The sequence below is a fragment of the Citrobacter youngae genome, from assembly GCF_003818115.1.
Classification (GTDB): domain Bacteria; phylum Pseudomonadota; class Gammaproteobacteria; order Enterobacterales; family Enterobacteriaceae; genus Citrobacter; species Citrobacter youngae.
Genome location: NZ_RPOI01000004.1, coordinates 265,019 through 282,271, shown reverse-complemented (window position 1 = coordinate 282,271; position 17,253 = coordinate 265,019). Strand labels below are relative to the sequence as shown.

Below are 17,253 nucleotides of genomic sequence, written 5' to 3'. Positions count from 1 at the left end.
TGACCAAGGAATACTAAATGGAAGATTTGAATGTTGTCGACAGCATAAACGGTGCGGGCACCTGGCTGGTGCGTAACCAGGAACTGCTGTTGAGCTATGCCGTCAACATCGTTGCGGCCATCGCAATTGTCATTATCGGTATGATCGTGGCGCGCATCGTATCAAATACCGTTAACCGCCTGATGCTGGCGCGTAAAATTGATGCCACCGTTGCCGACTTCCTCTCTGCACTGGTGCGTTACGGTATTATCGCTTTCACGCTGATTGCCGCTCTGGGCCGCGTTGGGGTGCAAACTGCCTCCGTGATCGCCGTTCTCGGTGCCGCAGGTTTAGCCGTCGGTCTGGCGTTGCAAGGCTCGCTGTCTAACCTCGCCGCAGGTGTCCTGCTGGTGATGTTCCGTCCGTTCCGCGCAGGTGAGTATGTAGACCTCGGCGGCGTAGCGGGAACCGTACTCAACGTGCAGATTTTCTCCACCACTATGCGCACCGTTGACGGTAAGATTGTTGTGATCCCAAACGGTAAAATTATTGCCGGGAACATCATTAACTTCTCTCGCGAGCCGGTTCGTCGTAACGAATTTATTATCGGTGTGGCTTACGACTCTGATATCGATCAGGTGAAAAAAATCCTCACTGATATCATTCAGTCGGAAGATCGCATTCTTAAAGACCGTGAAATGACGGTGCGCCTGAATGAGCTGGGGGCTTCCTCAATTAATTTCGTCGTACGCGTCTGGAGCAACAGCAGCGATCTGCAAAGCGTCTACTGGGATGTGCTGGAACGCATTAAGCGCGAGTTCGATGCCAACGGCATCAGCTTCCCGTATCCGCAGATGGATGTGAACTTCAAGCGTGTGAAAGAGCGCGCGGCAGAGTAATCGCGTGCCCGGTGGCGCTATCGCTTTCCGGGCCGATAAAACTTCCTTCCCATTATTTTCTCTAATCTGCGATTAAAATTATCAATTTCCGCTAATGATTTTCCCGCGCTATAGTCTGCTCCTAAGAGAAACAGTTCGGGATGATTAACGTGTTATCGTATTACTTTCAAGGGCTTGCACTTGGTGCGGCCATGATACTTCCGCTTGGTCCACAAAATGCCTTCGTGATGAACCAGGGCATTCGCCGCCAGTATCACATCATGATTGCTTTACTCTGTGCTATCAGCGATTTAGTGCTGATCTGCGCCGGTATCTTTGGCGGTAGCGCTTTGCTGATGCAGTCGCCGTGGTTGATGGCGCTGGTCACCTGGGGCGGAGTGGCGTTTCTGCTCTGGTACGGTTTTGGCGCGTTAAAAACGGCGATGAGCAGTAATCTGGAACTGGCCAGCGCCGAGGTAATGAAGCAGGGACGTTGGAAAATCATCGCCACCATGCTGGCGGTAACCTGGCTAAACCCACATGTTTATCTGGATACCTTTGTGGTGCTGGGGAGTCTGGGGGGCCAACTGGACGTTGAGCCTAAGCGCTGGTTTGCGCTGGGAACCGTCAGCGCTTCGTTCCTGTGGTTTTTCGGTCTGGCATTGCTGGCGGCCTGGCTGGCTCCGCGTCTGCGCACGGCTAAAGCACAGCGCATCATCAATACCCTGGTAGGATTAGTGATGTGGTTTATCGCTTTTCAACTGGCAAAAGAAGGTGTTGCGCACGTTCATGCGTTGTTCAACTAAGTGTTGTCTGATGGACAACGCAGCGAGATCGGCTAAGCTTGCCTGCATGTGCCCTGAGTTTCGGGGTAATTAATGAAACATGGAGGAACGACCGTGAAGTTCAAAATAATGGCCCTGGCGGCATTAGTCGGATTCAGCGCACTATCGGTACAGGCAAATGAGTTGCCAAATGGACCGCACATCGTGACTTCCGGAACAGCAAGCGTGGATGCGACACCAGACATCGCCACGCTGGCAATTGAAGTGAACGTTGCTGCCAAGGATGCGGCCTCAGCTAAGAAGCTGGCCGATGAGCGCGTGGCGCAATATCTGTCCTTCCTTGAACAAAACCAGATAGCGAAGAAGGATATTAACGCTGCAAACCTGCGTACCCAGCCGGACTACGACTACCAGAACGGTAAAAGTATCCTCAAAGGGTATCGTGCGGTGCGCACCGTAGAAGTCACGCTGCGTCAGCTGGACAAACTCAACGCGCTGCTCGATGGCGCGCTGAAGGCTGGTCTGAATGAGATCCGTTCGGTATCACTGGGCGTTGCCCAACCGGATGCTTATAAAGATAAAGCGCGTAAAGCGGCAATTGATGATGCCATTCATCAGGCGGAACAGCTGGCTGCGGGCTTCAATAGCAAACTTGGCCCGGTGTACAGTGTGCGCTACCACGTTTCCAATTATCAGCCTAGCCCGATGGTACGGATGATGAAGGCAGACGCGGCACCTGCTGCCTCTGCTCAGGAAACCTACGAACAGCCGGTTATTCAGTTTGACGATCAGGTTGATGTCGTCTTCCAGATTGAGCCGACGGCGGGGCAACCAGCGGCAACGCCTGCCAAAACTCAGTAATCCTTGCAGGCCCGGCTTTCCAGCCGGGTTTTTTCTGTGAGCAACTGTAAAAATGAGACTTCACATCCGGTCTTTTTTTTCGCCGTAATGAGGATAGGCCATAGCGATTTTTAAGGGGACGCTATGGATATTTTTATCTCGAAAAAGATGCGTAATTTCATTCTGCTGGCGCAAACCAATAACATCGCCAGAGCGGCAGAAAAAATACATATGACCGCATCACCTTTCGGTAAAAGCATTGCCGCACTGGAAGATCAAATCGGCTATACGCTGTTTACCCGCAAAGATAACAACATCAGCCTGAATAAAGCAGGACAAGAGCTGTATCAGAAGCTGTTTCCCGTTTATCAGCGCCTCTCTGCCATTGATAACGAAATCCATAACGCCTCTCGCCGCTCGCGGGAAATCGTTATCGGCATCGACAATACCTACCCAACGATTATTTTTGACCAGTTGATTAGCCTGGGTGACAAGTATGACGGTGTAACGGCTCAGGCCGTTGAATTCAGCGAGAATGGGGTGATTGATAACCTGTTCGATCGCAAACTGGATTTTATTATCTCGCCGCAGCACGTTTCCCCCCGCGTGCAGGAGCTGGAAAATCTGGCGATCAGCGAACTACCTCCGCTGCGTCTGGGGTTTCTCGTTTCCCGGCGCTATGAAGAAAAACAGCCGCAGGATCTGCTGCGCGAGCTGCCCTGGCTGCAAATGCGCTTCCAGAATCGCGCCAACTTTGAGGCGATGCTGGATGCATACATGCGGCCCTGCGGGATCAACCCGACGATAATCTATCGTCCGTACAGCTTTATGGCCAAGATTAGCGCGGTGGAGCGCGGGCAGTTTTTGACGGTGATCCCTCACTTCGCCTGGCGGCTGGTGAATCCGTCGACGCTGAAATATTTCGACGCGCCCGGCAGTCCCATGTATATGCAGGAGTTTCTCTATTCGCTGAAAAATCATCGCTATACCGCCACCATGCTCCAGCATATTGCTGAAGATCGTGACGGTAGTGCAAGTTAACCTAGCATCGAGCCTGTTTCGAGAAGGTTGCGATGCAGATCGAACGCATGGCTGAGATCGTGATGGATATGCCCGCCGGGCGCTTTTTCCAGATAGCGGTGCAAATAATCTCTGTAAAGCGGATGCGCACAGTTATTGATAATCGTGTGCGCCCGCTGCATCGGAGATAGCCCACGCAGATCGGCAATCCCTTGTTCGGTCACGATCACTTTAACGCTATGTTCGCTGTGGTCGACATGGCTGCACATCGGTACGATGGTGGATATTTTCCCGCCTTTGGCAATCGACGGCGCCATAAAGATAGACAGGTAGGCGTTGCGCTCGAAATCCCCGCTGCCGCCGATGCCATTCATCAGGTTCACCCCCGCAACGTGGGTGGAATTAGCATGGCCGTAGATATCAAACTCCAGACCAACGTTAAGCGCAATGACACCCAGCCGACGAATGATTTCCGGGTTATTGGAAATCTCCTGCGGGCGCAACACAATCCGGCTGGCGAAGAAGTCCATGTTGGCGTAAATCTTCTGTAGCGACGGGGCTGAAATGGTCAGACTGGAAGCGCTGGCACCGGTTATCTTACCCGTTTCCAGTAGATGCACTACCGACTCCTGCAACACCTCCGAATACATCATAAAGGGCGGGATATCCGGGTTCTCGCCCAGTCGAGCCATTACCGCGTTGTTGATATTACCCACGCCGCTTTGTAAGGGCAGAAACTCAGCTGGAATGCGTTTGTGCGCCATTTCTGCCAGCAGAAAGGTGACCACGTTATCGGCAATTTGTTGGCTGACTGGATTGGTTTTATCTGACGCATTACCGGCATCTGGCAGCTCGGTATCCACTATCGCAACGACCTTTTTCGGGTCTATCTGCACGCACTGACTGCCTACGCGATCCATGGTATGAAAAATGGGTACGCTGTTACGCCGCGGCGGCGCACCGGGTATCACGATGTCGGCAAACTCTGCCACGCGCGGATTATGGTAATGATTCAATTCAATGATCACTTTTTTCGCCCGCAGCAGCCAGGTGGGGGCATTACCGATACCGCTGGACAGCCAAATCCGGCCATCCGGCGCGATGGCTGAGACTTCAATGACGGCAACGTCGATCTCGCCAAAAAAGCCGTAATTAACCATCTGCGCCACTTCGCTCAAATGGAGATCGACAAACCTCACCTGGCCCTGATTAATTTTGTCGCGCAGGCCCGATGACGTTTGATAAGGCGCACGCCAGGAAACGGCATCCGCCGCGGATAGTACATCATCAGCGGCGGCGCCAATTGATGCTCCGGTCAGCAGGCGGATCTGAAAAGGCTGTCCGTTCTGATGCTGTTCGCAGGCGCGTTGGGCAATTGCGGTGGGCAACGCTTTTGGCGAACCCGCGGGGGTAAAGCCGCTGAACGCCACCATATCATCGTGCTGGATAATTTCTGCCGCCTGTTCGGCGCTCATGCGTTTCATGGCCGTCTCCTTCCTCGGACGTGATTAATGGCCGACAAAATTAGGTTTACGTTTTTCCATAAACGCGTTCATCCCTTCCTGATAATCCTCGCTGTCGTACACCGCGCGGCGCATGCCCTGAATGCGCTCGAACTCATCGGAATTCATGGTGTGCGCTTCACCCAGCACGCGCAGCTCTTCTTTAATGACGGCGATTGCCAGCGGCGCTTTTTCCGAGATGTGGTGCGCCATTTGCAGGGTGAAATCTTCCAGTTCGTCTACAGGAACCACATGGTTGAGGATCCCGACGGCCATCGCACGCTGAGCGGTAATCGGCGAAGCGGTAAAAATCAGCTCTTTAACGATGTGAAAACCGGCGTCGCGAGTCAGGTTGTGGATGCCGACCAGGTTATACGGCACGCCAAGGTTGACCGGGGTCATCGAGAAGGTGGATGTTTCAGCGGCGATGATCAGATCGGAACTCATGATCATCTCAAACGCGCCGCCCCAGACGCTGCCTTCGACCATAGAGATCACCGGTTTTGGATATTTTTGGATCATGCGGGTTATCTGACGCAGCGGATCGTCATAAGAGAGCGGATCGCGACGTCCGGTCGGGAGTTCATGAATATCATGCCCGGCAGAGAAAACTTTGGCTCCACTCGGAGCGCGCAAAATGATGCAGCGAATGTCCGCACGATTGAGATCGCTCAGCGCCTGCATCAGATCGTCAATAAACACTTTACTCAGGGCATTGAGCTTGCGGGCGTAGTTGAACTCAATAACCGCGACTTTCTGGATGATGACCACGTTGACGTATTGATAAGACATAATGTTCTCTTTATTGAAAGTAATGATGCTGGATAAATTCGCTGATGTGCCGCAGACCGGTGCGCGGCGACAGATCGTTATTTTTGACGGCCTGTAGCGTCTGCTGGAAATAGCGGTCGAAATCAGTCCGCGCAAACAGCAGATGTAGGGCTTCTTCTTCAGCCTGCTGGTGTAACCAGTCCACCGCCTGCTGCTGGCGGACTTTTTCCAGTCGACCGCTGGCGGTAAGGCACGTTTTAAAGTCGGTTATCGCCTGCCAAACTTCCTCAATACCGCGTTTTTCCAGTGCGCTACAGGTCAGAACCTGCGGCTGCCACTCGTCATATTTGCGGCGCAGAATATGCAGGGCGGATTCGTACATATGGCGGGCGATGGCCACGTTGGTATGGTTCTCGCCGTCGTCCTTATTGATGACGACCAGATCCGCCATTTCCATCAGACCTTTTTTGATGCCCTGCAAATCATCACCACCGCCGGCGATTTGCAGTGAGATAAAGCAATCCACCATGCCTGCGACTTCGGTTTCTGACTGCCCAACGCCGACGGTTTCCACAATCACCACGTCGAAACCAGCCGCTTCGCACAGCAGCATTAATTCGCGGGCGCGCTGGCTGGCACCACCTAAATGACCGCTGGAGGGAACCGGGCGAATAAACGCAGATTCTGCGCGAGACAGCTCCGTCATGCGGGTTTTATCGCCAAGAATGCTGCCGCCGCTGACCGGGCTGCTGGGATCGACGGCGATCACCGCCACCCGTAATCCGTGACGGATTAACAGCATGCCGAATGCTTCCAGAAAGGTGCTTTTGCCCGCGCCCGGCGTACCGGTTATCCCCAAACGCAGGGCGTTACCGGTGAACGGCATAATCGCGTCCAGCAACTGCGTACTCAGCGGCTGATGGCGCGGGTGGCTGCTTTCGACCAGCGTCATTGCCTGGGCGAGCGTAGCCCGTTCGCCAAGCCGCAAGCGACGAACGGTATCCTCAAGCGTGGCGGCGTTAATCATGATGCTGGCTGATACGGGTTAATACGTCGCGAACGCTGTCGAGCATTGGTGTGCCGGGGCCATAAATGGCGGCCACGCCATGCTCGTGCAGGAAAGCGTAATCCTGTGGCGGAATAACGCCTCCTGCTACCACGCAGATATCTTCACGCCCCCATTTTTTGAGCGCGGTAACCAGTTCCGGGATCAGCGTTTTATGACCCGCCGCCAGTGACGATGCGCCTATTACATGCACATCGTTTTCTACCGCCAGACGGGCGATCTCTTCTGGTGTGGAGAACATCGGACTGAGGTCGACATCGAAGCCGAGATCGGAGTAGGCGCTGGCGATCACTTTAGCGCCGCGATCGTGGCCATCCTGACCCATCTTGGCGATCAGAATGCGCGGTCGGCGGCCATTTTCCGCGAGGAACTGTTCGGTTTGCGCAACGATGGCGTCGAACTCATCGGCGGATTTTTCGGACTGGTGATAGCTTTGCGCAATCACGCCGGTGACGCACTGGCTGGGAACCAGATAGCGGTCAAAAGCGGTTTCCAGCGCGTCGGAGATTTCACCGAGCGTGGCGCGAACGCGGGCGGCGTTGACGGCGGCGGCCAGCAGATTTTCATTATGCTGTGCGGCGTGGGTCAGCGCCGCGAGTGCGGCATTGACGGCATCAGTGTCGCGAGTTGCACGGATATGCTGCAACGAGGCAATTTGCTCGTTGCGCACCTTCACGTTGTCGATTTCCAGTACCGACGTTTCGTCTTCTTTATCCAGCTTGTACTTATTCACACCGACGATAACGCGTTTACCCTGGTCGATCAGCGACTGCTCGCGCGCGGAAGCTTCTTCGATCATCCGTTTAGGGAGCCCGGCTTCGATCGCTTTCGCCATGCCGCCTGCCTCATCAATTTGTTTGATGATCGTGCGCGCCTGCTTCACGATTTGATCGGTGAGCGACTCGACGTAATACGATCCGGCCAGCGGATCGACGGTGCGGCAGATCTCTGACTCTTCCTGAATGATGATCTGTGTATTACGCGCGATGCGGGCGGAGAAATCGGTGGGCAGACCGAGCGCCTCATCAAAGGCGTTGGTATGCAGGGACTGAGTGCCGCCAAGCGTAGCGCCGAGCGCTTCAATGGTCGTGCGGATCACGTTGTTGTAAGGATCCTGCTCGGTCAGACTCCAGCCGGAGGTCTGGCAGTGGGTACGCAGAGCGAGAGATTTCGGGTTAGTCGCACCAAAACCGCTGACTGCTTCACTCCACAAATAGCGAGCCGCGCGCAGCATGGCGACGTTCATAAACAGATCCATGCCGATGCCGAAGAAGAATGACAGGCGCGGCGCGAAGTCATCAATTTTCAGCCCGGCAGACAGCGCGGCTTTGATGTACTCAATGCCGTCAGCCAGCGTAAACGCCACCTGCTGGACGCAGTTCGCCCCGGCTTCCCCCATGTGATAACCGCTGATACTGATGGTGTTATAGCGCGGCATATTGGCGGAACACCAGGCGATGATGTCGGCGATGATGCGCATTGAAGGTTTTGGCGGGTAAATGTAGGTGTTGCGGCACAGGTACTCTTTCAGAATATCGTTCTGAATGGTCCCGGTGAGTTGCTCCGGCGTTACGCCTTGTTCTTCTGCAGCGACGATATAAAACGCCAGTACTGGCAGCACCGCGCCGTTCATGGTCATTGATACCGACATCTTATCCAGCGGAATCTGGTCGAACAGTACCTTCATATCTTCGACAGTATCGATCGCCACGCCCGCTTTGCCGACGTCACCTGCCACGCGCGGGTTGTCAGAGTCATAGCCGCGATGGGTGGCAAGGTCAAAGGCGACGGAAAGCCCTTTTTGCCCGGCGGCGAGGTTGCGGCGGTAAAAGGCGTTGGACTCTTTGGCGGTAGAGAAACCAGCGTACTGGCGAATGGTCCACGGCTGCGCGGTATACATGGTGGCGCGCGGGCCACGCACGTAAGGCGGCAGACCGGGGAGGGTGCCCGTGACTTCCAGATTATCGAGGTCCGCTTCGGTGTACAGCGGTTTGATGGCAATCCCTTCCGCCGTCTGTCTTGCCAGCGATTCGACGGTTTTTTCCCGTCGACTGAGTTCTTTGTTGGCGAGTGTTTGCCACTCCTGCACGTTTGCCATTTTTTGCTCCGTATTACGCAATAAGTTGAATCTTTGCGGATACGGTGAGCTTTTTCATTTGGCTTGTCGCCAGCAAAAAATAGCCAACAGGACGTCGTTTTTTGCCGCGTGGCGTGTTTTATTTTGTGATGTATTTCAAAGACGTGGCGGGAATAGCATGAAAAGAGGGTAAAGGCTTGTAGGCCGGATAAGGCGTTACGCCGCCATCCGGCACTCTGGAGCAATAAATGGTTTAATCCTGACGCAACACCTTGTGCCCGTATTCCAGCAGCGCGTCGGTAACGTTGCGCATCATGCGGCTTTCCGGTGCAAAACGGTGCCAGTACAGCATCCGACGCTGGAACAGACCTGGCGTTAAGTCGATCAGCTCGCCGCTTTCCAGCTCTTTCTCAATCTGTAAGTGCGGGATCATGCAGCAGGTGGTGCCCTGACGTGCCAACTGGACGAAAGCTTCAGACGAGTTAACGATATGGCACGGCACGCTGCCCGGCGGCAGGTCGAAGTTTTGTTGCAGGAACGCCTGGTGCATATCATCAAGATGGTCAAACGCTACTGCCGGGGCTTTCAGCAGGGCGGAGCGGGTGACGCCGTTAGGGAAATAACGTTCGGCGAAAGGTTTCGAGCCAACAAACAGGTAGTCCAGCGCGCCGAGTTTATCCACCAGACAGCTTGGCAGCGCCTGATGTTGGATACTCACCGCACCGACCACTTCACCACGACGCAGACGCTCCTGAGTGCGCGTTTCATCCTCAACCTGCAGGTTTAGCCGAATCGGCGAATTGGCCAGTACCGGGGCTAACGCCGGAAGTAACCAGGTTGCCAGGCTGTCGGCGTTCACCGCCAGAGAAAGCAGCAGCGGCGTCGAGCCGGTTTGTTCATCACCCAGCCACTCGTCTTCCAGCAGTTCAACCTGGCGCAGAAGTGCCAGAAGCTTTTGTCCTTGTTCGGTAGGGCGCGGGGGGACGGTACGCACCAGCAGCGGTTGTCCGAACATATTCTCAAGCTGTTTTATGCGCTGTGAAACCGCGGATTGCGTGATGCACAGCTTTTGCGCCGCGCGCTCAAATCCTCGTTCACGAATAACCGCATCCAGTGCTTGTAGTGTTCTGTAGTCCGGACGTTTCATTGCTTTGACGCACTCCTGAAAATTTTGCTTGTTCTGCACTATGACACAAATTTAGGTTGGGTAAAGACGAAATCCGCCGCTTGCGAGCGGGTGTGGGAACATTTTTCTGCACAATGTTCTATAATGCGCGTGAATTTTCCCACCATATTCACACCACAGGCGAAACGATCATGACGCAGGATGAACTGAAAAAAGCAGTAGGATGGGCGGCACTTCAGTATGTACAGCCCGGCACCATTGTGGGCGTAGGTACCGGTTCAACAGCCGCACACTTTATTGATGCGCTGGGCACAATGAAAGGTCAGATTGAAGGCGCAGTGTCCAGCTCGGACGCTTCAACCGAAAAACTCAAAAGCCTCGGTATCCACGTGTTCGATCTTAACGAAGTTGATAGTCTCGGCGTATACGTTGACGGCGCGGATGAAATCAACGGCCACATGCAGATGATCAAGGGCGGCGGTGCAGCGTTGACCCGTGAAAAAATCATTGCTTCGGTGGCGAAGAAATTTATCTGCATCGCGGACGCGTCCAAAGAAGTCGATATTCTTGGTAACTTCCCGCTACCGGTTGAAGTGATCCCAATGGCGCGCAGCGCAGTCGCGCGTCAACTGGTGAAGTTGGGCGGCCGTCCTGAATACCGTCAGGGCGTGGTGACGGACAACGGTAACGTGATCCTCGATGTGCACGGTCTGGAGATCCTTGACGCCGTGGCGCTGGAAAACGCCATCAATGCGATTCCGGGCGTAGTAACCGTAGGTCTGTTCGCCAACCGTGGTGCGGATGTGGCGCTGATCGGTACCCCAGACGGCGTGAAAACTATCGTAAAATGATCTGATGGGAGTGTCTTCTCCCGTTAAAAAAATTTTGGCAGGGCAAATTTGGTGACTTGTGTCACGTTTATAATATTGTCCTGCCGATCCCTCCAAAGAAAAAGTTATCGCCAGTATATTCCTCTGACAATTCCCGCTGAATGACATTTCCTCAGCACGGCGACGCAAACGTTCATATTGCCGCAATATTATTTTTTGATATGTTGAAGAGGAGGATGAAAATCCCACACACAACACATCAGTTTGAACAAAAAAGACAGGGTCGGGAAATGGCAAAGGTATCACTGGAGAAAGAGAAGATTAAATTTCTGCTGGTTGAAGGCGTGCATCAAAAAGCGCTCGAAAGCCTTCGTGCAGCAGGTTATACCAACATCGAGTTTCACAAAGGCGCTCTGGACACTGAGCAACTGAAAGAGTCCATCCGTGATGCCCATTTCATTGGCCTGCGATCCCGTACCCATCTGACTGAAGATGTGATTGACGCCGCAGAGAAACTGGTCGCGATTGGCTGCTTCTGTATCGGCACCAACCAGGTTGATCTGACCGCTGCGGCAAAGCGCGGGATCCCCGTGTTTAACGCGCCATTCTCTAACACGCGTTCCGTTGCGGAACTGGTGATTGGCGAACTGCTTCTCCTGCTACGCGGTGTACCTGAAGCGAACGCCAAAGCACACCGCGGCGTGTGGAACAAACTGGCTACCGGCTCATTTGAAGCGCGTGGCAAAAAACTGGGGATCATCGGCTACGGCCACATTGGTACTCAGCTAGGCATTCTGGCGGAATCGCTGGGGATGCATGTCTATTTCTATGATATTGAAAATAAACTCCCGCTCGGCAACGCCACACAGGTGCAGCATCTTTCCGACCTGCTCAATATGAGCGACGTGGTCAGTTTGCACGTACCGGAAAATGCCTCCACCAAAAATCTGATGGGCGCGCGTGAGATTGCGTTGATGAAACCAGGCGCGCTGCTGATTAACGCCGCACGTGGTACGGTTGTTGATATTCCTGCGCTGTGCGACGCGTTAGCGACCAAGCATCTGGCTGGGGCGGCAATCGACGTATTCCCAACCGAGCCGGCAACCAACAGCGATCCTTTCACTTCGCCGCTGTGTGATTTCGACAACGTGATCCTGACGCCGCACATTGGTGGTTCAACGCTGGAAGCGCAGGAAAACATCGGTCTGGAAGTGGCTGGGAAACTGACCAAGTATTCCGACAACGGCTCTACGCTATCTGCAGTTAACTTCCCGGAAGTGTCGCTGCCGCTACACGGCGGTCGTCGTCTGATGCACATTCACGAAAACCGTCCGGGCGTACTGACCGCGCTGAACCAGATTTTTGCCGAGCAGGGCGTCAACATTGCCGCACAGTATCTGCAGACTTCCGCACAGGTAGGTTACGTGGTTATTGATATTGAAGCGGATGAAGATGTGGCGGAGAAAGCGCTGCTGGCGATGAAAGCCCTCCCGGGTACTATTCGTGCTCGTCTGCTGTACTGATTTCCTCTACATGGGCAGGCGGTTGACCTGCCCATCTTTCCTCTGATTTTCCTGCCTTACTATCTCTTTGTGTAACGCATACATTCTGTTTTCGGCTCTTGCCGCAATTGGTAATTAAAGGCTGCGCTCTGCGTTGTACATCAATAAAAGGAATTTACGATAGGGGCTCAGCATCGTGCTGAAACGGGAAAGCCCCTACCGAAGCAGGGGCTTTAAAAAGGAAAGGGACGATGATGAGATACGTCATCATGCTGCTGATTCTGTTAATCATCGCTTACCCAGCATATTAACAGAGAGTACGCAGGAGGGAGGTTAGCCTCCCTCACCCTTCACCGAGGAATTTAGGTCAAAAAAACGACGCTGTCAATCGCTAAAAAACGGCTACCATTGCCAAATTTTTGACGGCGTCACCACCGCAGGCAGCGGGATATCCCACTCTTCAACCGGCAACTTCTCGACTAACTGACAGTCGTGCGCGTAGCCTACTGGCTGGATCTTATGCTGCTGCCAGTTTTGTAGCGTACGGTCGTAAAATCCGCCGCCCATGCCCAGGCGTTGCCCGTATTCATCAAACGCCACTAACGGTGTAATCAGTACATCCAGCTTTGACAGCGGCAATACGTCGCGTACATCAAGCCGTGGTTCCTGAATTTTTAAGCGATTGGTCACCAGGTCGCTGTGCGGATGATAGTGCAGGAACAGTAAATTACCGGGGCTGAAGGGATGAAGCACCGGAAGATAGACGCGCTTGCCCGCTCGCCACAGCTGTTCGATAAGCGGCTGAGTATCGAGTTCGCCATCAAACGAGAGGAATACTGCCACCGTATGTGCGAGTACAACTGGAGGAAAACTGAGCATTCGGGTCGCGGCCTGCTGACCGTACTGATGCTGCAGCTCAGAGGTAAGCGCACGTCGACGCTGACGAATCAGTTGACGAATTTCTTGCCGGGATAAAGGGAGTTCAGAAAGTAGTGTCATGGCTGTTGCCAGGTAGAAGGGAATCTCCGAGATGCCGCCGCAGGCTGTAACCCTTGAACCCTTGGTTCAAGGTGAATGCGTCGTCACAGTTTTAAGGCTTCTCGGACGAGCCGAGCATGCTCACCAACCGTGGAGCGCCACATTCTTGTGGTATGAAATATCGGCTCAGGGGACTGGCCCGCTTGCAAACATCTCAGAGAAATTTTGTCTTCACGGTCACTCTACCACAGTAAACCGAAAAGTGTTATTCAAAGTTTTGGCCCGTTTTTTCGGTTATGCGACCCTGATCAAGCAACGCCTGTTCGATGGTCTGTTGTAGCATCCGAATACGTTGTTCCATGCTCGCCGCGTACTCACGCGTCTTCGCTTTTTCCTGAGTTAATTCATAGCTGATGTTCAACGCGGCGATGAAAACCAACTGCTCAGTATTTGTGACTCTAGTGCGAACTTTCAGATCTTGCAATCGCTGATTGAGATCGTCCGCAGCCTGATTCAACGCATCCCTTTGTTCAGGCGGGCAATTCACTCGCAGTGAACGGCCAAATATTTGGATATCGACGGGTTGTGCAGACATGCCACCTTCCTGCTGATTGACTGCGCTGCCTTCGTCTCCAGACCTTGGGTCCGCGAAGGGGCGACACTATAGCTACCCTGGTATCAAGATACAAGCCCTTTTCTGGTTCACCAGGGTCCAAAGTGGTAGCATACCATGAATATTCCTCCCTTTGATGACGAATGCTTATGTCTATACAGAACGAAATGCCTGGCTACAACGACGTTAGCCAGTTTTTGAACCAACAAGGGGCTGGATTAACCCCGGCCGAAATGCACGGCTTAATCAGCGGAATGATTTGTGGCGGCAACAACGACAGCTCATGGCAGCCGCTGCTGCACGACCTGACGAACGAAGGTCTGGCCTTCGGTCACGAGCTGGCTCAGGCGCTGCTGAAAATGCACTCTGCCACCAGCGATGCGCTGGAAGATGATGGTTTCCTTTTTCAGCTTTATCTGCCTGAAGGCGATGACGTTAGCGTGTTCGATCGCGCCGATGCGCTGGCTGGTTGGGTAAACCACTTTTTGCTGGGCCTCGGTGTGACACAACCGAAGCTCGACAAAGTGACCGGCGAAACCGGGGAGGCGATTGACGACCTGCGTAATATCGCTCAGTTGGGATATGACGAAGACGAAGATCAGGAAGAGTTGGAAATGTCGCTCGAAGAGATCATCGAATACGTGCGCGTAGCCGCCTTGCTGTGTCATGACACGTTTACGCGTCAACAGCCGACCGCGCCTGAAGTCCGTAAACCGACTCTGCATTAAGAACAAAACGCCAAGGAGAGTGTGATGAGCGAAATATCTCAGCAAGAATTCCAGCGCCGCCGCCAGGCTTTACTGGCACAAATGCAGCCCGGCAGCGCCGCGCTGATTTTTGCCGCGCCTGAAGCGACGCGCAGCGCGGACAGTGAATACCCGTACCGCCAAAGCAGTGATTTCTGGTACTTCACCGGTTTTAACGAACCTGAAGCCGTGCTGGTGCTGATTAAAAGCGATGACACTCATAACCACAGCGTTTTGTTTAATCGGGTTCGCGATCTGACGGCGGAGATCTGGTTTGGCCGTCGTCTTGGTCAGGATGCCGCACCGGCAAAACTCGGCGTTGACCGGGCGCTGGCCTTCAGCGAAATTAACCAACAGCTGCACCTGTTGCTCAATGGCCTGGACGCGGTGTACCACGCACAGGGCGAATATGCCTGGGCCGACGAGATTGTGTGCACGGCGCTGGATAAACTGCGTAAAGGTTCCAGGCAAAATTTGCGCGCGCCTGCCGCGATTATCGACTGGCGTCCAATGGTGCATGAGATGCGCCTGTTCAAATCAGCGGAAGAAATTGCGGTCATGCGTCGTGCCGGAGAAATCACCGCGCTGGCGCATACCCGTGCGATGGAAAAATGCCGTCCGGGAATGTTTGAATACCAGTTAGAAGGGGAGATTCACCACGAATTTACCCGCCATGGTGCGCGTTATCCGTCCTATAACACGATTGTCGGCAGCGGCGAAAACGGCTGTATCCTGCATTACACCGAAAATGAAAGTGAAATGCGCGATGGCGATCTGGTGCTGATTGACGCCGGGTGTGAATACAAAGGCTATGCGGGCGACATTACGCGTACCTTTCCGGTAAATGGCAAATTTACCCCTGCACAGCGTGAAATCTACGACATCGTACTGGAATCCTTAGAGACCAGCCTGCGCCTGTATCGTCCCGGGACATCCATCCAGGAAGTCACCAGCGAAGTGGTGCGTATCATGATTACCGGCCTGGTGAGGCTTGGCATTCTGCACGGCGAGGTCGATCAACTGATTACCGAAAATGCACACCGACCTTTCTTCATGCACGGGCTTAGTCACTGGCTGGGTCTGGATGTACACGACGTCGGCGTTTATGGTCAGGACCGCTCACGTATTCTTGAGCCGGGAATGGTGCTTACCGTTGAACCGGGACTCTATATCGCGCCGGACGCCGACGTACCGGCTGCCTATCGTGGTATCGGCATTCGTATTGAAGATGACATCCTTATCACGGAAGACGGCAATGAAAACCTGACCGCCAGCGTGGTGAAGAAAGCGGATGACATTGAAGCCCTGATGGCTGCGGCGCGACTGCAATGAGCGTGATTATCGTCGGTGGTGGCATGGTCGGCGCGACGCTGGCGCTGGCCATTTCCCAGCTTAGTCATGGGACGCTGCCAGTTCATCTGATAGAAGCAAGCGCGCCTGACAACGATCGCCATCCGGGGTTTGATGCCCGGGCGATCGCGCTGGCGGCAGGGACCTGCCAACAGCTGGCGCGAATTGGCATATGGCAGGCGATTGCCGATTGCGCAACGGCGATCAAAACTGTTCACGTCAGCGATCGCGGCCATGCCGGATTTGTAACGCTGGATGCGCAGGAATACCGTATTCCTGCGCTGGGGCAAGTTGTAGAGCTGCACGATGTCGGGCTACGTCTGTTTGCGCTACTGCGTAAAGCGCCTGGCGTTACGCTGCACTGCCCCGACCGCGTAGCCAGCGTGTCACGCACGCAGGAGCGCGTAGAAGTTACGCTGGAAAATGGCGAAATGATTGATGGCCGCCTGCTGGTGGCCGCCGACGGTACGCGCTCCGCACTGGCTACAGCATGCGGCGTTGACTGGCAGCAGCAGCCCTATGAGCAACTGGCGGTGATTGCCAACGTCACGACCTCCGTTGCGCACGACGGTCGAGCGTTTGAACGTTTCACGCAATATGGCCCGCTGGCAATGTTGCCCATGTCTGACGGTCGCTGTTCGCTGGTGTGGTGCCATCCGCTGGATCAGCGTGATGAGATTATGGCCTGGTCCGACGAAAAGTTTTGCCGTGAACTACAAACCGCTTTTGGCTGGCGACTGGGACGTATTACCCAGGCCGGTAAACGCAGCGCCTATCCGCTTTCGTTAACTACAGCGCTGAAAGCGATTACCCATCGTACCGTGCTGGTAGGGAACGCCGCCCAGACGTTGCATCCCATTGCCGGGCAAGGTTTCAACCTGGGTCTGCGTGACGTAATGAGCCTGGCTGAGACGTTGACGCAGGCGGAAAACGGCGCGGAAGATGTGGGTGATTATGCGGTGTTGGCACGCTATCAGCAGCGCCGCGAAAGCGATCGTGATACGACGATTGGTGTGACCAATAATTTAGTGTATTTGTTTGCCAATCACTGGGCCCCGCTGGTTGTTGGGCGTAATGCCGGGCTGATGGCGATGGAATTATTCCCCCCTGCGCGCGATGCGCTGGCGGAGCGGACCCTGGGCTGGGTTGCGCGCTAAATATAACCTGTAGGCCGAATTAAAGAAGTAGGC

16 protein-coding genes and 1 other RNA gene are annotated in these 17,253 nt (G+C 54.2%); 9 read left to right on the top strand and 8 right to left on the bottom strand.

What is annotated here, in order from left to right:
• The first annotated feature begins 17 nt into the window (after positions 1–17).
• From EHN13_RS03635 to srsR, 4 genes are all read left to right on the top strand, one after another.
• Positions 18–878 carry a small-conductance mechanosensitive channel MscS gene (locus EHN13_RS03635; RefSeq protein ID WP_003027007.1) on the top strand — a complete coding sequence of 287 codons (861 nt, stop codon included), beginning with the start codon at positions 18–20 and terminating at the stop codon, positions 876–878.
• A 149-nt stretch (positions 879–1,027) separates the two neighbouring features.
• Positions 1,028–1,663 (top strand): arginine exporter ArgO, encoded by a 636-nt coding sequence (gene argO, locus EHN13_RS03630; RefSeq protein ID WP_003027005.1) that lies wholly within the window; start codon positions 1,028–1,030, stop codon positions 1,661–1,663.
• Between the two features lie 93 nt (positions 1,664–1,756).
• Positions 1,757–2,503 carry an oxidative stress defense protein gene (locus tag EHN13_RS03625; protein WP_124020901.1) on the top strand — a complete coding sequence of 249 codons (747 nt, stop codon included), beginning with the start codon at positions 1,757–1,759 and terminating at the stop codon, positions 2,501–2,503.
• A 123-nt stretch (positions 2,504–2,626) separates the two neighbouring features.
• Positions 2,627–3,523, top strand: coding sequence for a LysR family transcriptional regulator SrsR (gene srsR, locus EHN13_RS03620; protein WP_003026999.1), 897 nt, complete (start codon positions 2,627–2,629; stop codon positions 3,521–3,523).
• Here the strand turns inward: srsR and EHN13_RS03615 are convergent.
• The 5 genes from EHN13_RS03615 to argP all read right to left on the bottom strand — a co-directional run bounded on the left by EHN13_RS03615 (position 3,520) and on the right by argP (position 10,065).
• Positions 3,520–4,986 carry an acetyl-CoA hydrolase/transferase family protein gene (locus EHN13_RS03615; protein WP_124020900.1) on the bottom strand — a complete coding sequence of 489 codons (1,467 nt, stop codon included), beginning with the start codon at positions 4,984–4,986 and terminating at the stop codon, positions 3,520–3,522. The genes srsR and EHN13_RS03615 overlap by 4 nt on opposite strands.
• Positions 4,987–5,010: 24 nt before the next feature.
• The gene (gene scpB, locus EHN13_RS03610; protein WP_003026994.1) at positions 5,011–5,796 is read right to left on the bottom strand and encodes a methylmalonyl-CoA decarboxylase; all 786 of its coding nucleotides are present in this window, start codon (positions 5,794–5,796) and stop codon (positions 5,011–5,013) included.
• A 10-nt stretch (positions 5,797–5,806) separates the two neighbouring features.
• Positions 5,807–6,802 (bottom strand): methylmalonyl Co-A mutase-associated GTPase MeaB, encoded by a 996-nt coding sequence (gene meaB / locus EHN13_RS03605; protein ID WP_124020899.1) that lies wholly within the window; start codon positions 6,800–6,802, stop codon positions 5,807–5,809.
• Positions 6,795–8,939: a methylmalonyl-CoA mutase gene (gene scpA, locus EHN13_RS03600; RefSeq protein WP_124020898.1), complete on the bottom strand. Its 2,145-nt coding sequence runs from the start codon at positions 8,937–8,939 to the stop codon at positions 6,795–6,797. Before scpA ends, meaB begins: the two co-directional genes overlap by 8 nt.
• Positions 8,940–9,171: 232 nt before the next feature.
• Complete coding sequence (gene argP, locus EHN13_RS03595; RefSeq protein ID WP_003026988.1) at positions 9,172–10,065, bottom strand: DNA-binding transcriptional regulator ArgP; 894 nt, start codon at positions 10,063–10,065, stop codon at positions 9,172–9,174.
• Positions 10,066–10,235: 170 nt separating this feature from the next.
• Between argP and rpiA the strand changes: the two genes are divergently transcribed.
• Both rpiA and serA read left to right on the top strand, forming a co-directional pair.
• Entirely contained in the window at positions 10,236–10,895 is a 660-nt protein-coding gene (rpiA, locus tag EHN13_RS03590) for a ribose-5-phosphate isomerase RpiA (protein ID WP_086523812.1), read from the top strand.
• A 269-nt stretch (positions 10,896–11,164) separates the two neighbouring features.
• Complete coding sequence (gene serA, locus EHN13_RS03585; RefSeq protein ID WP_115601500.1) at positions 11,165–12,397, top strand: phosphoglycerate dehydrogenase; 1,233 nt, start codon at positions 11,165–11,167, stop codon at positions 12,395–12,397.
• A 381-nt stretch (positions 12,398–12,778) separates the two neighbouring features.
• On the opposite strand, the gene EHN13_RS03580 is transcribed toward serA, so the two are convergent.
• From EHN13_RS03580 to zapA, 3 genes are all read right to left on the bottom strand, one after another.
• The gene (locus EHN13_RS03580; protein ID WP_124020897.1) at positions 12,779–13,375 is read right to left on the bottom strand and encodes a 5-formyltetrahydrofolate cyclo-ligase; all 597 of its coding nucleotides are present in this window, start codon (positions 13,373–13,375) and stop codon (positions 12,779–12,781) included.
• A gap of 19 nt (positions 13,376–13,394) precedes the next feature.
• Positions 13,395–13,578: non-coding RNA, 6S RNA (gene ssrS, locus EHN13_RS03575), on the bottom strand.
• 41 nt (positions 13,579–13,619) lie between these two features.
• The gene (zapA, locus tag EHN13_RS03570) at positions 13,620–13,949 is read right to left on the bottom strand and encodes a cell division protein ZapA (protein ID WP_003026980.1); all 330 of its coding nucleotides are present in this window, start codon (positions 13,947–13,949) and stop codon (positions 13,620–13,622) included.
• Positions 13,950–14,116: 167 nt separating this feature from the next.
• Here zapA and EHN13_RS03565 point away from each other — a divergent pair, with 167 nt between their 5' ends.
• The 3 genes from EHN13_RS03565 to ubiH are packed head-to-tail and all read left to right on the top strand — an operon-like array spanning position 14,117 to position 17,220.
• A complete protein-coding gene (locus EHN13_RS03565; protein ID WP_086523442.1) occupies positions 14,117–14,695 on the top strand; it encodes a YecA/YgfB family protein in 579 nt (192 codons plus the stop codon).
• 24 nt (positions 14,696–14,719) lie between these two features.
• Complete coding sequence (pepP, locus tag EHN13_RS03560) at positions 14,720–16,045, top strand: Xaa-Pro aminopeptidase (protein ID WP_124020896.1); 1,326 nt, start codon at positions 14,720–14,722, stop codon at positions 16,043–16,045.
• On the top strand, positions 16,042–17,220 hold the full coding sequence (gene ubiH / locus EHN13_RS03555; protein WP_124020895.1) for a 2-octaprenyl-6-methoxyphenyl hydroxylase: 1,179 nt from the start codon (positions 16,042–16,044) through the stop codon (positions 17,218–17,220). Before pepP ends, ubiH begins: the two co-directional genes overlap by 4 nt.
• The last annotated feature ends 33 nt before the right edge of the window (positions 17,221–17,253 follow it).